The organism is Sphingomonas sp. M1A8_2b (genome assembly GCF_053345535.1).
The window spans coordinates 257,893-274,189 of the sequence record NZ_JBKFAH010000004.1 but is presented as its reverse complement, the minus strand read 5'-3'; the positions used below and the strand labels follow the sequence as shown (position 1 = coordinate 274,189).

16 protein-coding genes are annotated in these 16,297 nt (G+C 64.3%); 5 read left to right on the top strand and 11 right to left on the bottom strand.

Going from position 1 to position 16,297, the window contains the following annotated elements; translation table 11 throughout:
- Positions 1–214 precede the first annotated feature (214 nt).
- The 3 genes from ACLBWL_RS16440 to ACLBWL_RS16430 all read right to left on the bottom strand — a co-directional run bounded on the left by ACLBWL_RS16440 (position 215) and on the right by ACLBWL_RS16430 (position 3,317).
- On the bottom strand, positions 215–1,207 hold the full coding sequence (locus ACLBWL_RS16440) for a 2-keto-3-deoxygluconate permease (protein WP_447794848.1): 993 nt from the start codon (positions 1,205–1,207) through the stop codon (positions 215–217).
- Positions 1,208–1,371: 164 nt separating this feature from the next.
- Positions 1,372–2,187: an indole-3-glycerol phosphate synthase TrpC gene (gene trpC / locus ACLBWL_RS16435; RefSeq protein ID WP_447794846.1), complete on the bottom strand. Its 816-nt coding sequence runs from the start codon at positions 2,185–2,187 to the stop codon at positions 1,372–1,374.
- A 170-nt stretch (positions 2,188–2,357) separates the two neighbouring features.
- On the bottom strand, positions 2,358–3,317 hold the full coding sequence (locus ACLBWL_RS16430; RefSeq protein ID WP_447794844.1) for a hypothetical protein: 960 nt from the start codon (positions 3,315–3,317) through the stop codon (positions 2,358–2,360).
- Positions 3,318–3,695: 378 nt separating this feature from the next.
- Here ACLBWL_RS16430 and rplK point away from each other — a divergent pair, with 378 nt between their 5' ends.
- Together rplK and rplA are read left to right on the top strand one after the other, a co-directional pair.
- Positions 3,696–4,127 (top strand): 50S ribosomal protein L11, encoded by a 432-nt coding sequence (rplK, locus tag ACLBWL_RS16425; protein WP_056047586.1) that lies wholly within the window; start codon positions 3,696–3,698, stop codon positions 4,125–4,127.
- A 4-nt stretch (positions 4,128–4,131) separates the two neighbouring features.
- The gene (gene rplA / locus ACLBWL_RS16420) at positions 4,132–4,824 is read left to right on the top strand and encodes a 50S ribosomal protein L1 (RefSeq protein WP_447794842.1); all 693 of its coding nucleotides are present in this window, start codon (positions 4,132–4,134) and stop codon (positions 4,822–4,824) included.
- A gap of 252 nt (positions 4,825–5,076) precedes the next feature.
- Here rplA and ACLBWL_RS16415 read toward each other — a convergent pair whose 3' ends face one another.
- Together ACLBWL_RS16415 and ACLBWL_RS16410 are read right to left on the bottom strand one after the other, a co-directional pair.
- Positions 5,077–6,150, bottom strand: a complete 1,074-nt coding sequence (locus tag ACLBWL_RS16415) for a hypothetical protein (protein WP_447794840.1) — start codon at positions 6,148–6,150, stop codon at positions 5,077–5,079.
- 170 nt (positions 6,151–6,320) lie between these two features.
- Positions 6,321–6,590, bottom strand: a complete 270-nt coding sequence (locus tag ACLBWL_RS16410; RefSeq protein ID WP_447794839.1) for a hypothetical protein — start codon at positions 6,588–6,590, stop codon at positions 6,321–6,323.
- Positions 6,591–7,189: 599 nt separating this feature from the next.
- On the opposite strand from ACLBWL_RS16410, the gene rplJ reads away from it, so the two are divergent.
- Positions 7,190–7,705, top strand: coding sequence for a 50S ribosomal protein L10 (gene rplJ, locus ACLBWL_RS16405; RefSeq protein WP_055879768.1), 516 nt, complete (start codon positions 7,190–7,192; stop codon positions 7,703–7,705).
- Positions 7,706–7,769: 64 nt separating this feature from the next.
- On the top strand, positions 7,770–8,144 hold the full coding sequence (gene rplL, locus ACLBWL_RS16400; RefSeq protein ID WP_031392842.1) for a 50S ribosomal protein L7/L12: 375 nt from the start codon (positions 7,770–7,772) through the stop codon (positions 8,142–8,144).
- A 277-nt stretch (positions 8,145–8,421) separates the two neighbouring features.
- Here the strand turns inward: rplL and ACLBWL_RS16395 are convergent, their stop codons facing one another.
- The 6 genes from ACLBWL_RS16395 to ACLBWL_RS16370 form a co-directional block, all read right to left on the bottom strand.
- Positions 8,422–9,192, bottom strand: coding sequence for a hypothetical protein (locus tag ACLBWL_RS16395; protein ID WP_447794837.1), 771 nt, complete (start codon positions 9,190–9,192; stop codon positions 8,422–8,424).
- Positions 9,189–9,407 (bottom strand): helix-turn-helix domain-containing protein, encoded by a 219-nt coding sequence (locus ACLBWL_RS16390; RefSeq protein ID WP_447794835.1) that lies wholly within the window; start codon positions 9,405–9,407, stop codon positions 9,189–9,191. The genes ACLBWL_RS16395 and ACLBWL_RS16390 overlap by 4 nt, the downstream gene beginning before the upstream one ends.
- Positions 9,407–9,922 carry a DUF2975 domain-containing protein gene (locus tag ACLBWL_RS16385; protein WP_447794833.1) on the bottom strand — a complete coding sequence of 172 codons (516 nt, stop codon included), beginning with the start codon at positions 9,920–9,922 and terminating at the stop codon, positions 9,407–9,409. Before ACLBWL_RS16385 ends, ACLBWL_RS16390 begins: the two co-directional genes overlap by 1 nt.
- A 74-nt stretch (positions 9,923–9,996) precedes the next feature.
- On the bottom strand, positions 9,997–11,334 hold the full coding sequence (locus ACLBWL_RS16380) for a hypothetical protein (RefSeq protein ID WP_447794831.1): 1,338 nt from the start codon (positions 11,332–11,334) through the stop codon (positions 9,997–9,999).
- 268 nt (positions 11,335–11,602) lie between these two features.
- Positions 11,603–11,896, bottom strand: coding sequence for a hypothetical protein (locus tag ACLBWL_RS16375; protein WP_447794829.1), 294 nt, complete (start codon positions 11,894–11,896; stop codon positions 11,603–11,605).
- Positions 11,897–12,344: 448 nt separating this feature from the next.
- Complete coding sequence (locus tag ACLBWL_RS16370; protein ID WP_447794827.1) at positions 12,345–13,619, bottom strand: Xaa-Pro dipeptidase; 1,275 nt, start codon at positions 13,617–13,619, stop codon at positions 12,345–12,347.
- A 271-nt stretch (positions 13,620–13,890) separates the two neighbouring features.
- Between ACLBWL_RS16370 and ACLBWL_RS16365 the strand changes: the two genes are divergently transcribed.
- Positions 13,891–16,278, top strand: a complete 2,388-nt coding sequence (locus ACLBWL_RS16365; RefSeq protein ID WP_447794825.1) for a hypothetical protein — start codon at positions 13,891–13,893, stop codon at positions 16,276–16,278.
- The last annotated feature ends 19 nt before the right edge of the window (positions 16,279–16,297 follow it).

Sequence of the window (16,297 nt, the reverse complement as noted above, 5' to 3'; positions counted from 1 at the left end):
CCGCCGCGCTGCGGTCGTAGTAATACAAGCTCGGCGCCTTGTACGTCATCATATACAGCTTCCCGCATATACAGCTTCCCGCCGACCGTCGCGCCGCCGCAACCTCCCGTTCTGCTTTGAGACGGTATAGTTGAAGCGCACACCCTTGTTGCCAGCAAACTTGATCGGCCCGTCGTCCCGAGGCGTCTTCGAGTTCGTATATCTGAGGTCGAATTTAAGCCTCCAGGTGCGCGTGCCGCACCGCAAATGTCCGCCGTTCGCCGAATTGCCTATGCCAAAGTCCGGTAAGGATCGGCACGACGATCGATGTCACAATCACGCAGATGGCGACCAATGCCGTGGCATTTTTAGCTGTATGCTGGAATTGCGGGGCGATGGCCGCGATCGCTAAAGGATTGGCAACCGCTGCACCAGCCGTAGACGATGCTGCAAGGCCAGCAGTCCCGTTGCCTCGCCCAATCAGAATGTCAGCGATTATCAGCGGGACGCCAGTTACGACGATTACAAAGAGAGCGAAAACGACACCGAGTGTCCCGAGCGGGGAAAGCAACGTATGCAGATCAATGGTATTGCCTAGCGCGAACGCAAAGAATGGGATCAGCATTTTAGACCCCGGCGAGAAGAGGATGCGAAGCTTGGGATCTATATTACCAAAAGCAAACCCCGCCATAAATGGTAGGATAGCGCCAATAAATATCTGTAGCTTAAAATTCGCCACCCCCGCTGCGCCGAGTATGAGCATGCTCATCAGCGGCCCAGACTCAATCGACAACAAGACAAAAGCCCCCGCCTCCTCGGTGCTCCCAAAACTTTGCATGAGCGAAGCGTAAAGTCCTCCATTAGTCATATCGACTGCGCAGACCACTGCGAGCAGAGACATGCCGGCGAAAAACCCGGTCTGAACACCTTCAGGCGGAATATACCGGGAGGCGATGGAGACGATCACCCACGCAGTCAAGAGCTTGGTCAGCAACAGCGAACCAGACTTGCGGAGCACGGTCGTGGTCGTGCTCAGATGGACGGATGCTCCTATACAGAAGAACCACACGGCAAGTACCGGGATTACCCCGGTCATGAGCCCCTGCGTAAAGCCGCCGAAATAATTCGGCACGGTTGGGGCGAAGGTTCGGCATGATGCACCGATGAAAAGCGGCAGTAGCATCATGCCACCCGGAATACGGTCAACACGGTCTTTAATATTCATCATGACACCGCCATCGTTGCGAATTAGCTGAATTAAGCGAAGATCGATGTCTTTTACGATGTCAGGGGAATGATCAGCAGATACGACTGGTCGACCGATCCGTTACTACTCGCGGATATATTTCTTGCTGGCGCGAATATGTGCCGTCCGGTTCGGCGCGTTTTCTCTCAACCTGCGGTGCTTGCCGACTGATCACCCGTCAGAAGACTGCGGGTCGCGGCTTCTACATCGTCCTTGCGCATGAGGCTTTCGCCGACCAGAAACGCGTTGATGCCACACAGCTTTAGTCGCTGGCAGTCGGCATGGGTAAATATGCCGCTTTCCCCGACGATCAGACGATCGCTTGGCACCATCGGTGCCAAATTCTCGCTATTGGCCAAACTGACATCGAAGGTCCGCAGATCGCGATTGTTAATGCCGATGAGCGGCGATGACAGTTTCAGGGCTCGTTCCATCTCCGATGCGTCGTGGACTTCTACCAATACATCCATACCGAGCGCGAAAGCTTCGTCCTCGAGACGCTGCGCGTCGTCATCCGACAACGATGCCATGATCAGCAGGATGCAGTCTGCACCCCAGGCACGGGCCTCCTGAACCTGGTAGGTCTCGAACATGAAGTCCTTTCGCAAGACTGGCAACGCGCAGACATCACGCGCGGCAGTGAGGAACCCCGGAGCGCCTTGGAAGCTCGGTGCATCGGTCAGCACCGAAAGGCAGGCGGCGCCACCGGTTTCATACGCTCTCGCGAGGGCGGGGGGATCGAAGTCCGGACGGATCAGCCCCTTGGACGGACTGGCTTTCTTGATCTCGGCGATCAAACCAAACCGGCCTGCCGTCTGCTTTTCCATCAACGCTCGGCAAAAGCCCCGCGGCTCCGATTGTTCGGCTTGCATTGCCTTGAGGTCTGCAAGCGAAACTTCTGCCTTTGCTGCCGCGATCTCCTGACGCTTGTAAGCCTCGATTTTTTTAAGAATGCCAGTCATGTCGGAAGCACTTCTTTCATTCGCTGCGGTAAAAAGATTCCGGCTGTCAGGCAGCACGACAACATGCCTTCTACAGGGCAACCACCGGCGCCGCATCGGGCCGAATCGGTACTTTATCGCGGAGTTCGACCGTTTCGACCGACGCTCAACCTCCAACATACGACAGTCCGTCACCCCTCCCGATCCTTCAACCGCCAGCCGCCGAACAGCGCCAGACCCGGGTTGTGGGAGACCTTCGTCGGATCAGCCTTGCTCCACCCCGTGACCTGATCGAGCGCCGGCAGGTGTACCGCCTTCGGCGTCGGATACGGGTTCATCAGGGTCGGTTCGCCGCGTTCGTTGCGGGCGGCTTCGGCGAGGTCGAAGACTTCGCGGGCGCGGGCTTGGCGGGCTTCGTACATTGCCGACAGGCGGTAGCTGTGGGCTTCGCTCGATTCGCCGCGGCGGCGCTTGATGTGGGGCGGCTCCTCTTGGAGGTGGACCGTCTTGGCGTGCAAATGGAGGAGTTGCAGCGCCTGGTTCGCGGTCATTGGCGGGATCGGCGGGGGATCGTTGTGGCGCCACTCGTCATGGTCGTGCGCGCCGGGCAGCGATCCGGCGAGCAGCGCGGACTCGACCTGTTCGTAGCCTAGTTCCAGCGCGAGGCGCATTTCGCGGGCGAAGGCGGGGCTGGCTTTGCGGCGGGCGTAGAAGGCGGAGTGGCTGAACCCGGCGGCGGCGGCCGAGAGGCGGATGTTGGCGGTGGCGGAGAGCGCGGTGAGGAAGGCTTGCTCGGCGGCGTGGTCGAGGCGGTTGGCGGGCGGGCGACGGAGCTGGAGGCGGCCGTTGGCGGTTCTTGTCGTGGTGGGGGATCCGGTCGATACGGCGGCGTTCGTGGCACTCCCCTCCCCCGACCCCTCCCGCAGGCGGGAGGGGAGTTTTAGAGCGGCGGATGCTAGTGCCAGCGCGGCGTTCCATTTTGTGGCGAAGGCGGGGTGGGCTGCGCGGCGCTTGGTGAAGGTGGAGCGGTTGTAGCCTAGCGTGCTGGCGGCTTCGCGGGCGTTACCGGTTCGGCGGAGGGCGGCGAGGAATGCGGCGTTCTGCGCGGCCTGGCGGCGGGTGAATTGGTCGGGGGTGAACGGGCGCGCCATCGCTAGTGGGTCTGCCTCGATATCCTACATTGCAAGGGGCTTGGGCTGCGTGCGTGGTTTCCAAGTTTGTTTCCCCGCGAAGGCGGGGACCCAGGCTGGGCTCCCGCCTTCGCGGGAGAACAAGGAAGCGCTGTCTTTGGCAGGATTGGTTCACGCTAAGGCGCGGGGGCGCGAAGAGGAGTGAGAAGAGAAGTAGATTCGGGGTTCGCGCGGAGGCGCGGAGACGCGGAGGAGAAGGACGCGGAGAAGTTAGGGGCGGGTGTTGCCGCTTTGCGGGTTTTGGGGTATGCGCGCCGGCTTCCACCTTCACTGTTGGAATTGCGGGAGGTTGCCGAGAGGTAGCCGCCATCACCGCTAGACTCACATAAAGAGAGTGACATGGCTAAAAAGATTACCGGATACATCAAGCTGCAGGTGCCTGCAGGCGAGGCAAAGCCCGCGCCGCCGATCGGGCCTGCGCTGGGTCAGCGCGGCGTGAACATCATGGAGTTCTGCAAGGCGTTCAACGCCGGCACGAGCGAACTGAAGAAGGGCATGCCGATCCCGACCGTCATCACGGTCTATGCGGATCGCTCGTTCTCGTTCGAGACCAAGACCCCGCCAGCATCGTACCTGATCAAGGAGGCCGCTGGTCTCAAGTCGGGTTCGAAGGAGCCGGGCAAGGTCGTCGCCGGCACGATCAAGCGCAGCCAGCTGAGCGAGATCGCCACGACGAAGATGAAGGACCTCAACGCCAACGATATCGACGCTGCGACGAAGATCATCGAAGGCAGCGCCCGCGCAATGGGCCTCGAAGTGGTGGAGGGCTGATATCATGGCTAAGCTGAGCAAGAAGCAGAAGGCCGTCACGGTCGACCTCGTCAAGCTGCACGGCATCGACGAGGCCATCGGTCTCGCACGGTCGGGCGCCACGTCGAAGTTCGACGAGACGATCGAAGTCGCGCTGAACCTGGGCGTCGATCCGCGTCACGCCGACCAGATGGTCCGCGGCGTCGTCACGCTGCCCAAGGGCACCGGCAAGACCGTCCGCGTCGGCGTGTTCGCCCGCGGCGCGAAGGCTGAAGAAGCCCTCGCAGCAGGCGCAGACGTCGTCGGCGCCGAAGACCTGATGGAAATCATCCAGGGTGGCACGATCGATTTCGATCGCTGCATCGCGACCCCGGACATGATGGGCATCGTCGGTCGCCTCGGTAAGGTGCTGGGTCCCAAGGGCCTGATGCCGAACCCGAAGCTGGGCACGGTCACGATGAACGTCGCGCAGGCGGTCAAGGACGCCAAGGGCGGCCAGATCGAATACCGCGTCGAGAAGGCCGGCATCATCCATTCGGGCATCGGCAAGGCGTCGTTCCCGGCGGAAGACCTGCGCGCGAACTTCGACGCGCTGGTCGACGCGGTGGTCAAGGCCAAGCCGACCGGCGCCAAGGGCAAGTATGTCCGCAAGGTCGCGATCTCGTCGACGATGGGTGCGGGCATCAAGGTCGATACGACCGAGGTTGCAGGCGCCTGAGCCCGAGCCGCACGTGGTTAGCGCGAGCTAGCCACGAGACGGCGACAGGCCGGCCGGCGCGGTTCTACCGCGACCGACGATGCCAAAGACGGGGACGGGATTTATTCCCGTCCTGCCGCTTAGAGACAGAGAAGGGCCGGGAGCGATCCCGGCCCTTTTTTGCGTGCACGGTGATCGCATCGACCGACCACAGTTAGCGCCGCTCGGCTGCAAAGACGTCCGGTATTCCGGCATGCCGCGCGAAATCGCTGGCTACAACGCAGTCGGCGCGCATTTCAGTTCGTAGGGCATCACGCTCGGCGAAGCGGCAATCGCCGCGCCATTGACCCGCAACTGCACCTTGGCCTTGCCGATCGTGGCGGCACGCGTGCGGTCGAGCCAACCCGCGAATTCCTGCGCCGAGGCATAATTGTCGAACACCAGAGGCGCCGACGCCCCCAAACCAGGCGAGGCGATCAGACCTTGGCCATCCGGCGTCACGATTTGCCACAAGGGCAGCTGAGTCTCCTCTTCCCGCACCAGTATATGGCCGGCGGGTCTAGTCTCCCCTTGCACGAGCGAGACCGTCTGCTTGCCTTCGGTATAATATTCCGCGCCGGATTCGACCCGGCGCATCAGATACCGCATCGTCACGGAAGCCCGAACCGCGCATTTTATCGGTGGAGACAGCGGCTCAAGATCGATCGATGCCGCCTTCGCGGTTCGCAAGACGCCGTTTTGGACCAGGTCCTGGCTGGCCGCGAGAAACACGAGGGGAAGAATGTTGCCGTTCTCCGGCAGGCGCGGCACGATCGTCAGATTGACGATGGTGTTGCCGACGACGTCGAGCCCGCGCTCGCTTTCCCGGACGATGGTCATCGTCTCCGGGTCGATGTCGATGTTCAGCTTCTCGTATTGCTGGACGATATCCGCGCTGGTCGTGTGGCTTCGCGATGCCTTGCCGGAAATGCCGACGTCCCCGAGCGCCTTGATCGGCGGCGCCAGACTGACATCCAGCGACGCATCGCTCGTCGTCGAAAGCTTGGCGATGTCCTGAACCCTGTTATCGGTCGCAGCGATCGTGTAGCCGGCAAACTCGAACGACCGATTGACGGGCTTGATCGTGACGACCGTTCGCATCAACCGATCGCCAACGCCCGCACTGGCCGGTTTCTGGACCGAGACGACCACCGTGCGATCGAGCCCTGGACGGATCGTCGGGCCGATACCATGCTCGCCGTCGATCGGTGCAGCGAGCCGTTGTCGCAAGGTAGCGGCATCGCCCACCCCGCTCATCTGCGCGATATACGCCGCCTGTCCTTCCCCCGTCAGGTCGCGGAGCCGCATCACCGACCGACTCACCTGCGGCGTGGCGAATGAATATACCGCAACCGTCGGGGACTCGGTGTCGGTGGCGGATGCCGGTACCAGTGCGGCCCAGCGTCGATCCTCCGGATGCGCACATGCCGTGAGAGACAGAGCCGCGAGCGATAAACCGCCAAGCCAATATGCCCGCTTCACTTTGCACCGCCTTCTTCGTCGAACGCCGCTTCGAACTGGCTGGTTTTCAACGCGCAGATATATGCATCGAGTGGAGCGCCGCCGAACTGCGACGTGACGCTATGCTGGCCGATAGGAACGATGCTGCTACGCGGCCAAGTTGCGGCGGTCGATGACGGGTTGACCGATCTGGTCGCCATCAGGCCTGGGAAAGTACCCAGCAGCGTGACCGGTACGCCGACCGGCAAAGTATCGTATAGATAATATTTGAGTATCAATCCAAACATTGCCTGCCCCCCCGATCGCGACTTTTAGTGTTATACGTATACGCGAATTTTCAACATATTCGACATTACACCGAAACACTATCATCGAGCAGATTATTGTATCTGTTATGGCGGCAATTCATACCGAATACTGAAATGATATGTCCATTTTGGCAGAAGTCACCGCCATTGCCTGGACAAATAAACTTACACCGCCATGTGTCTAGACTACCCCTGGCTTCATCGAGCTTGCCTGGTCTCTTCGGAAGCTCGCGGAGATCGGCGGCGGGACCACGAGGTACGACCGGCACGATCCTCAACGCCGCACAGGTTGACTCCCCCACCAATTCCGCTAAGGCGCACCTTCGTTCGGCGGGCTTGCTCGTCGAACTCCGTCCGAGACAGTGGGTGCAGCGGGTTCGCCGGTGCTTAATCTCCCACCTAGACGGGGAATGGAATTTCAGCCCTGAGCCTTGCTCTTGGCGGTGTCGTCTGCCTCGTGCGTCGACTCTCCCATGCCCCATCGACGAGACACCCCGGAAGCGCGGGTTTGTCTGCGCCTCCGGTTAGTAACCGGGTCCTCTGCGCAAGCGGTGAACTCGTAAAACGTGGAGAATGGCATGGATCGTGATCAAAAGACCGCGGCCGTAGCCGAGCTGAACCGCACCTTTTCCGAGGTCGGCGTCGTCGTTGTCACGCGCAACCTCGGCCTGACCGTCGCACAGTCCACTGTGCTGCGGAACAAGATGCGCGACGCCGGCGCGACCTACAAGGTCTCCAAGAACAAGCTTGCCAAGATCGCAATGGACGGCACCGACTACAGCTCGCTGGGCGACATGCTCACGGGTCCGGTCGGTCTGGCCAGCTCCATCGATCCCGTCGCGGCCGCCAAGGTGGTCGTGGAATTCGCGAAGACGAACGACAAGTTCGAAATCGTGGGTGGGGCGATGGGCGCGACGACCCTCGACGTCGACGGTGTGAAGGCGCTCGCAACGCTGCCCTCGCTGGACGAACTGCGTGCCAAGATCGTTGGCCTCATCGTGGCACCTGCCACGAAGCTGGCGACGATCACGCAGGCGCCGGCAGCGCAGCTCGCGCGCGTGCTTTCCGCCTACGCGGAGAAGGAAGCCGCCTGATCTTGCAGGCCTTTCGTTACCTTTTTGAACTGATGGGGCACGAGCCCCGAGATGGAGATTTATCATGGCAGACCTGAACGCGCTCGTTGAGAGCCTGAGCGAATTGACCGTTCTCGAAGCGGCTGAGCTTTCGAAGCTGCTCGAAGAGAAGTGGGGCGTTTCGGCCGCAGCAGCGGTCGCAGCACCGGCAGCAGGCGGTGGCGCAGCTGCTCCTGCAGCAGAAGAGCAGACCGAATTCGACGTCATCCTGACGGGCGACGGTGGCAAGAAGATCAACGTCATCAAGGAAGTCCGTGCGATCACGTCGCTCGGCCTGACCGAAGCCAAGACGCTGGTCGAGTCGGCTCCCAAGGCCGTCAAGGAAGGCGTGTCGAAGGACGAGGCCGCCAAGATCAAGGCGCAGCTCGAAGCAGCCGGCGCGACCGTCGAGGTCAAGTAAGCCGCAGCGGGAGAGACGGGCCATACTGGCCCGCACTCCCGCAAGGCCGGCCGGCGGTGCCTGCACCGACCGACGAAGCAGCGGCTTTGCCCCTGCTGGCCGCAGCTAAGAAAAGGGCGGCCCCAGCGATGGGGTCGCCCTTTTCGTGTCTGGTGATGTCGACGGCCCGCTCCCACTTCACGCCGGGCTGGTTCCGGCCACCGGTTCGCGGGCTTCGCAGCGACTGGTCCGCGGAGCCGTGGATGCCGGAACGAGTCCGGCATGACGGAGAAGTAGATCAGGTCGCCGTGCCGAACACCGCTTCCGACCGACCACCTCGCACCGCAACCCGCGGCATCAGATCCACCCCTGCCCTCGTCGCGGCCCGCATCGCGGCGTAATAACCGCCAGCGGCCATGACCGCTGTCAGCCACCCGACCAGCAGCGAATCGACGATCAGAGCCGGCCAAAGCAGCACCTTCGGCCCGGCCAGTCCCAGCGCCGCGAACCCGTAATGCGGAATCATCAATGGCAGGATGACGACGAGTGTGAAGGCGAATGTCCACGGCACGTGTCGCGCCATGATCGAGATCGATCCGCGAGGTCCGATCGCCGGATTGCCGAGCGACGCGGCGACGCCCCACGCTAGCAACAGGTTGCCGACGATCGTGCTGACCACGAAGCTGACCGCCAGCACCATTCCCGACTGCGGAAGGGCGAACAGCTCGATCGCTGCCAGTGCGATGTTGAACGCAAAATATACCGCAAAGAGCTGGATCGCCACGCGGTCAGACGTACGGGCAAAACGCGCGTCGCGCTGTGGCAGAAACCGGACGACCCAGTAGAAGGGCAGTGTCAGGGACGCCACCTTGAGCATACCGAATGCCATGCGCAGCGGATGATGCTCGGTCGCCTTGGCCGCCGCGATGCTGTCATACATACCGATATGCACCTCGACCGCGTGCTGCATCAGTTCGAACACGACCGGGACCATTGCGAGCAACGGGCACGCGATGAGAAACGCCACGCTCCCGCTGTACGTGGCCTTGAATGCTTGCCAGAACGTCATGCCTCTTCCCCCTCTTGCGTGAAACTCAAGATCTCCCCCGGCTGGCAGCCGAGCACGGTGCACAGCGCCTCCAGCGTCGAGAAGCGGATCGCTTTCGCCTTGCCGGTCTTCAGGATCGACAGGTTCGCCATCGTGATGTCGACGGTCTGCGACAGCTCGGTCAGCGTCATGCCGCGCGCGGCGAGCACGGCGTCCAGCGTGACGATGACGGGCATCAGACGGTCATCGCCAGATCGTCGCGCATGCCTGCGCCGAGACGGAACACGCGGGCGAGCACGAAGATCATCACCACGCCGATCCATCCGGTGAAGGACGGGGTCCAGGTTACGAAATCGACGTTGATCCGGCTGAAATAAAGCGCGATCGCGCCGAGGACGAGGTCGAGCAACTGGAGTGCGAGCAAAGCCCAGCCGATCCGCTGTAGCCGGTCCGCATTGATCGCGACGAACGGGTCGCCGACGCGCACGCTCTCGACGATCGCGATCAGACGGGTGAAGAGCTGGTGCACGGCGACCGCCGCCACGATCGAGAGTATGCCGAGAATTCGCATGGTCGCCACCGTCTCCGCCACATGACGGCCGTGGTATTTCAACGCGATCTGCGCGGTGAGTGCGTCGGCGAAGACGAACGACAAGACGATCGCGACGGCAAAACCGATCGCCGACGTCCAGTTCACCCCGTTGGCGAACCGCAGCATGCCGCTCGCGACGCCGAGAAACCGATCCTGCATGCCGCCCTCCGTTTATCGAAGAACGATATGTATCGTTTATCGATAAACGTCAACAACGGTGCGAAAGCGGCGTCCTAGCTGTCGAACTCGGTCGCGTGCGGGCGGGCGGCGACGTTGCCGTACATGCGGGCGGGGGCGTCGAGCCAGAACGGCGCGAGCTTGGGGGAATCGACGCGCTCGATGCCGATCGACCAGGCGCGGGCGGTCTGCGCATCGTCGCCGGCGGTGACGTAGCGCAGGTTGGCGGCGACCACGGGGACGAACATCGACCGGTTGGCGGCGGTCATCGTGCGGATCGCCTCGCGCGCGACCGCGACGACGGTGCGCAGCATGCGCGTCTCGCCGGGGGCCAGCGCGAACGGCGCGGCGACCGGGCGGACGACCGGGGCGGCGTTGAAATTGGCGAGATCGATATCCTGGCCCGCATGGGCGGTCAGCAGCGACAGTCCCGCACGGATCGACTCGGCGGGGGCTGTGCCGGTGTTCGTGACGATCACCTCGCACTCGACCGTGGCGCTGAGCAGGTTGAGACCGGCGCGCAACGGCCGCAGTTCGCAGGCCAGGCGTGCCCGGGGCGACACGGGCGGGGACTTGCCGCGAGGCTCGAGGAATTTTGGTGCGGTCGGAGCCGAAACCGCGGCGGCGGCTGGCGCAGCGACCTCGGGGGCGATCTCGCGCGCGATGGGAGTCGCGACGGGTTCCGATACCACCGACTCGGCCTGGGCAGGTTCGGGGATCGGTTCGGGGACGCTCTCCGGCTCGACGCGATCGTAGCGGCTGGCGGGCTTGCGGCGGCGGAGGAACCAGAGGCCGGCGAGCACGACCACGACGACCGCCAACGACAGCCAAAGCGGCATCGCCCTGCCCGTTTCGGGCGCGGCGAGCGTCGACTCCTGCGACGTCGCCGGTGAAGGCGTGGGTGTTGGCGCCACGGACGGCGCGGAGTCGGACGTGGTAGCCGGCGCGGTCGGTGCGGGAACCGGCTCCCGCGTCGTTACCGGTTCCGGCGCGGTAACCGACGGCGCCGGACGCGGCGAGGTCGCACTCGTGTCGTCGGCGGACGGACGCGTGCGCGGCGTGGACTGTTGGGCGGGGCGGGTTGCCGACCGTTCGTCGTTCGCTGCCGCCGGGGGTTTCGCGCTGGGTTTCGTGGCGACCTTTACGGCAGTCGTCGACGGGGTCGTCGTGCGCGGCGGACGCGAAGCGGATGGCGTGATGCCTGGGAGGACGATCTTCGGCGCATCGGGGACCGGGATCTGCGATGTCTGGGGAGTCGTCAGCACTTCCAGGCCGCGGACCGGGGCGGGCTGCGGCGTTTGCTCGGTCTGCGACGTCTGCGCGGCGGTCGGTGTCGCGCTCAGCATCGTCAGCGTGGCGAGCAGGGCGGCAAGCGCCCCGCGGTCGGTCGTCATCGTCGAAAATCCCCTGCGCGCGGTCGTCGCGGCGTTGTGGGCGGGGGAGGCTGAACCTGCCGCGACGGCAACCCGCTATGCGACGAACTGCGTCTGGGCAGCGATGAAATGCGCAGGGGTGTTGCAGGGGTTTACCCCTGGACGCCGAGCGACAGAGGGTCGCCGGATCACAGCATCCTTGCATTTGGGCTTCGGTCTTCGCCGGGGTGATGCCGAGGTTCGAGGTTGCGGCGCAATCGCCATCATCCTCGGCATCCAATTTCACGCGTCAGCCTTTCCCATCGTTCCCGATGCAAAAACCAAAAGTTTCTCGGCTGATGCCCGCAAGGAGACAAACAGATAAAGTATTTGTCATTTGCTCCGTGGGCTCATCCTCAATAGCGTCCTCGCAAATACGAGGGAGAGATAGAAAGATGTCGCTACGGCTTGTGTTGATGATCTTGTCCGGATTGGCATTTACGACCAGTGCGCAGGGCAGCCCGACAACGTCGCGAGCGGCATGCATGATGACAGTCGTTAGCCCTACCCCCGCATTGGAGAATTCACACGCGGTGATGTCCAAGGGGACATTTTGGGGCCCTGCCACGCAGATGCGTATTGGGTTGACTGATGGGCACGTTAGCTACTGTGCGCATGGCGACTATTGCTACCCGGCGGATCACTTGCGATTCGTGACGCCCTGCACGCCCGATGCTACGCCAATGCCTGCGGACGCGGGCGACACCGAACGCTTTTATGGCTTACGCGGCCAGCCTTCCCGCTGAGCCATTGCAACAACAATCCCGGTGACCCCAATTCACCATCTGAGATCGTTGTGATTCAAAAATCACAGACCCAGCATCACAAGAAAAATGGTGGAAATCGGCGCACCGCCGTGATGCATATCTCTGACGCGTCGCCCATGCCGTTCTCCCGTGGAGGCGAGGGTCTAGGGTTGCGGAAGTTGGTGATTGTGGCTTCTGGCACCCCGCGTTCGCGGGGGAATGAAGAGCCGATCTGTTTCGCGCTGCTTACCGCGCGGTGACGACGACCGCGCCGCCCTTCATCACAAAGCTCGGATGTTCCAGCGCGCGGACGTCGCGGAGCGGGTCGGTGTCCACCGCGATCAAATCGCCGAAGCGGCCGGGGGCGATCGCGCCGACGTCGGCGGTCTTGCCGAGCGCCTGGGCCGCGCTCGACGTGGCAGCCTGGATCGCCTCGATCGGGGTCATGCCCCATTCGACCATCTTGGCGAACTGGAGCGCGTTGTTGCCGTTGGGGTAGACGCCGCCGTCGGTGCCGAACAGCATCTTCACCCCGGCGGCGTGCGCGGCGCGGAAGGTCTGGCGCTGCTTCAGGCCGATCGCGCGCTCCTTCTCCAGGCTCTCGGCGAAGACGCCGTTCTTGGCGCCCTCGGCGAGGATGTAATCGTCGTCGTAGATATCCATGTCGAACCACGCGCCGCTCGCCTTGGCCAGCTTGAACGATTCGGCGTCGGCGAGGCTGGCGTGCTCGATCGTGTCGACGCCCGCCCGCAGCGCGTCGTTGATGCCTTCGGTGCCGTGTGCGTGGACCGCGACCTTCATGCCAAGCATGTGCGCCTCCTCGACGATCGCCTTGATCTCGGGAAGGCTGATCTGTTGCGCACCGACGCTGTCGGTCTTCGACAGGACGCCGCCGGTCATGCAGACCTTGACCACCTCGGCACCGTATTTGCGGATCGTGCGGACGGCGCCGCGAAACTCGCCGGGCGTGTTGGCGATCTGCGGGTGCGGGACCTGGATCGAGGGCGGGAATTCGGTCGCATCGCAGTGCCCACCGGTCGCGCCGAGCGCGTAGGTGGCGGGGACGATGCGTGGGCCGGGAACATAACCGCGCTCGATGCCCTGTTTCAGCGCGACGTCGTCGTAATTGGCCGAGCCGACGTTGCGGACGGTGGTGAAGCCTGCGTCGAGCGTCTTGCGCGCATTGGCGACGCCGACGACGGTCCAGAAATTATCGGTGAATTCGAGCGTGCGATAGCCGCTGAGCGTCGGGTCGCTGGTCAGATGGACGTGCATGTCGATCAGGCCGGGGAGCAGCGTGCGCGTCCCGAGGTCGACGCGCTCGGCGCCGGCGGGAACCGCGTCACCCTTGCGCCCGACCGCGGTGATGCGGCCGTCGACGATCGTCACCTGCGGATTGTCGACCTGTTTGCCGGCGAGCACGTCGATCATGTGCGCGGCGGTGACGACCACCGTCTTCGCGTCTGCGGTGGTGGCGGCGGTCGCAAGCAACGCTGCGGCGAGAATCCTGGCGATCGTCATAGTGTCCCCTTCCCCGAATTGCCCTTCGTGTGCGGCACTGAGCGCGATCGGGCAAGAGGTGCCGCTGTGCAATCCTCCCCCGCCGGGGGGAGGTGGCGCCGTAGGCGACGGAGGGGGAGGACACGGAACAGGCGTTTCGCCTGCCTCCCCCTCCGTCTGGCAAGCGCCAGCCACCTCCCCCTGGCGGGGGAGGATCGAGAAGGAGTCCTTGCCCTAAAATCGACACCGGTACAGGCCATCGGTGATACCCCAGACGACGAGATCGCCCGTGATGATACTTCGCCTTCTTCCGTTCTGCGCACTGGCCGCCGCGCTCGTGCCGGCAGCCGCGAGCGCTGATCCCGCGCCGTTCGACCTGACGGGTCCCAGCTTGCGCGTCGGGGTGACGCATGGGACGACGACCTTGCCGATCGCGCAGGTGCCGCGGCTCGCGACCGGCGACCGCGTGACGATCGCGGCGGACCTGCCTACCGGGAAGACGGACGATGGCGCCCGCTATCTGCTGGTGGCGGGATTTTTGCGGGGTGCGACCGAACCGCCGCCGAAGAACTGGTTTTTCAAGGCTGAGACGTGGAAGACCAAGAAGGCCGCGCTGACGTTGACCGTCCCCACCGGGGCGCGGCAGTTGGTGGTGTTCCTTGTGCCCGACAGCGGGGGGTTCGATACGGTCGTGGCGGCGGTGCGCAAGCAGCCGGGGGCGTTCGTGCGCGCGGTGCAGGACCTCGATCAGGCGTCGCTTGACCGGGCGCGGCTGGATGCGTTTCTCGACGGGATCCATGCGCTGGAACGGACGCGGCCGGAGCGGATCGAGGCGGTGTCGCCGCTGCTGTCGCGCAGCCTGGCGATCAAGCTGAAGGCGGAATGCCTCGATCTCGCGGCGGATCTGCAAGCCTCCTGTCTTACACAAAGCCGCGATTCGCTGGTGCTGGCGGACGGCCAGAGCTCGACGCTGGCCGATACTTTGGTGGGGGCGCCGACCGATCTGGCGCTGCAACTGAGCGCGACGCCGGCGGGCGGGCTCGGCTATTACAGCCCGTATATCGGCGTGGTGCGCGATCTGGCGAAGATCTTCGGCGCGTTCCAGTCGACTCAGTTCCGGTATATTCCGGCGCTGGCACGGATGCGCGAGGACCGGATGGCGCTGCTGCTGAACGCGGCGCCGTCGTTCGCGAGCCCGAAATCGGTGATGGTCGTCGCGATGCCGGTGATCGAAACGGGCACGCCGCAGATCCCGACGCTGCGCCGCGAGGAATCCGACCGGCTGGTCTGCGCGGCCAAGCCCGATCTGGTGCTGCCGGTCGAGGGAGCCCCGCTGATCTATGCGACCAGGTTCGCGCACGACATGAGCTTGCGGGTGACGACGCCGCAGGGGGGCGTGGTCGAGCTGCCGGTGCAGGCCGATGCCGAGCGAGGCGGGTATGTGCTCGATCAGGTCGGGATGCGGACCACGGGGTTGAGCGCGGTGACCGATGCGACGCTGCACGGGCGCTGGGGCTTCACGCCGTTCGACGGGCCACGGTTCCGCTTGCAGGTGCCGCGCGCGGGCGGCTGGCAGATGGTCGACACCGATCCGGAGAATCTGGTGGTCGGGCGCGACAATACGGTCGCGCTGGCCGGGCCGACGCCGAGCTGCGTCGAGGCGGTGACGCTGACCAGTGCGGCGGGCGATGTGCCGCTGGCGTGGACGACGACGGCCGACCGGATCGGACTGACGCTGCCGCTCGCGAAGATCGCGCCGGGGAAACTGACTCTGCTGGTCAAGCAATACGGGATCGAGGCACCGGAGAAGATCGCGCTGACCGCGCTCGCCGAGGCGGGGCGGATCGATGGGTTGACGCTGTATGCGGGCGATGCGGCGGGGACGCTGGCGGGAACGCGGCTCGATCTGGTCGCGTCGATGACCGTCGACGGGGTGGCGTTCAAGCCGGGCGAGGTCGTCCGCGCGGACAAGGGCGATCTGCTGCCGCTGTCCGCCGATACCAGTCCGGCGTTCGCGGCGGGTCAGACGAAGACCGCGCTCGTCACGCTGACCGACGGGCGCAAGCGGTCGGTGAAGTTCACGGTAGCCGCCGCGCGGCCCAAGGCGACGCTGATCGCCAAGAGCGTGGCAGCACCGCCCTCCCCCGGTCTTGCCGTGACGTTGGCGGGCGACGCGGCGATCGCGCAGGATGCCCGGCTGACCTTCTCGCTGCGCGCCGAGGGGGCGACCAGATTCGCGGCGGGGGACGCCGTCGAGATCGGCGCGGTTGCCGGTGGGGCGACGACGAGCATCGCGTCGGGGCGCGGGCTGACGGTGCAGGACGAGCGGATCGCGGTCGTGTCGGTCGAGCCGGGCAAGGCGCTGGGGGTGTCCGCGCATGGGCCGCTGCGGTGGCGGCTGGTGCAGGACGGGGTCGCGGGCGACTGGGTGCCGTTGACGAGCCTGGTGCGCGTGCCGGCGCTGGCCGGGGTGACGTGCAAGGACGTGTGCACGCTGGCGGGGAGCGACCTGTTCTTGATCGAGTCGGTGGCGGCGAACGCGGGATTTGCGGATGCGGCTCGGGTGCCGGAAGGGTTTACCGGGGCTTCTCTGACCGTGCCCAAGCCGGTTGGCGGCGCGCTATTTCTGAAGTTGCGGGACGATCCGGGCGTTACGGCGACGGTGGCGGCGAAAAGCTAGCGTTCGAACGCGCGATCCT

Bases quoted from the DNA above. Each gene is read 5' to 3' on its own strand.
- ACLBWL_RS16440 (WP_447794848.1), bottom strand. From the start codon at position 1,207: ATGATGAATATTAAAGACCGTGTTGACCGTATTCCGGGTGGCATGATG.
- trpC (WP_447794846.1), bottom strand. From the start codon at position 2,187: ATGACTGGCATTCTTAAAAAAATCGAGGCTTACAAGCGTCAGGAGATC.
- ACLBWL_RS16430 (WP_447794844.1), bottom strand. From the start codon at position 3,317: ATGGCGCGCCCGTTCACCCCCGACCAATTCACCCGCCGCCAGGCCGCG.
- rplK (WP_056047586.1), top strand. From the start codon at position 3,696: ATGGCTAAAAAGATTACCGGATACATCAAGCTGCAGGTGCCTGCAGGC.
- rplA (WP_447794842.1), top strand. From the start codon at position 4,132: ATGGCTAAGCTGAGCAAGAAGCAGAAGGCCGTCACGGTCGACCTCGTC.
- ACLBWL_RS16415 (WP_447794840.1), bottom strand. From the start codon at position 6,150: ATGCGGCTCCGCGACCTGACGGGGGAAGGACAGGCGGCGTATATCGCG.
- ACLBWL_RS16410 (WP_447794839.1), bottom strand. From the start codon at position 6,590: ATGTTTGGATTGATACTCAAATATTATCTATACGATACTTTGCCGGTC.
- rplJ (WP_055879768.1), top strand. From the start codon at position 7,190: ATGGATCGTGATCAAAAGACCGCGGCCGTAGCCGAGCTGAACCGCACC.
- rplL (WP_031392842.1), top strand. From the start codon at position 7,770: ATGGCAGACCTGAACGCGCTCGTTGAGAGCCTGAGCGAATTGACCGTT.
- ACLBWL_RS16395 (WP_447794837.1), bottom strand. From the start codon at position 9,192: ATGACGTTCTGGCAAGCATTCAAGGCCACGTACAGCGGGAGCGTGGCG.
- ACLBWL_RS16390 (WP_447794835.1), bottom strand. From the start codon at position 9,407: ATGCCCGTCATCGTCACGCTGGACGCCGTGCTCGCCGCGCGCGGCATG.
- ACLBWL_RS16385 (WP_447794833.1), bottom strand. From the start codon at position 9,922: ATGCAGGATCGGTTTCTCGGCGTCGCGAGCGGCATGCTGCGGTTCGCC.
- ACLBWL_RS16380 (WP_447794831.1), bottom strand. From the start codon at position 11,334: ATGACGACCGACCGCGGGGCGCTTGCCGCCCTGCTCGCCACGCTGACG.
- ACLBWL_RS16370 (WP_447794827.1), bottom strand. From the start codon at position 13,619: ATGACGATCGCCAGGATTCTCGCCGCAGCGTTGCTTGCGACCGCCGCC.
- ACLBWL_RS16365 (WP_447794825.1), top strand. From the start codon at position 13,891: ATGATACTTCGCCTTCTTCCGTTCTGCGCACTGGCCGCCGCGCTCGTG.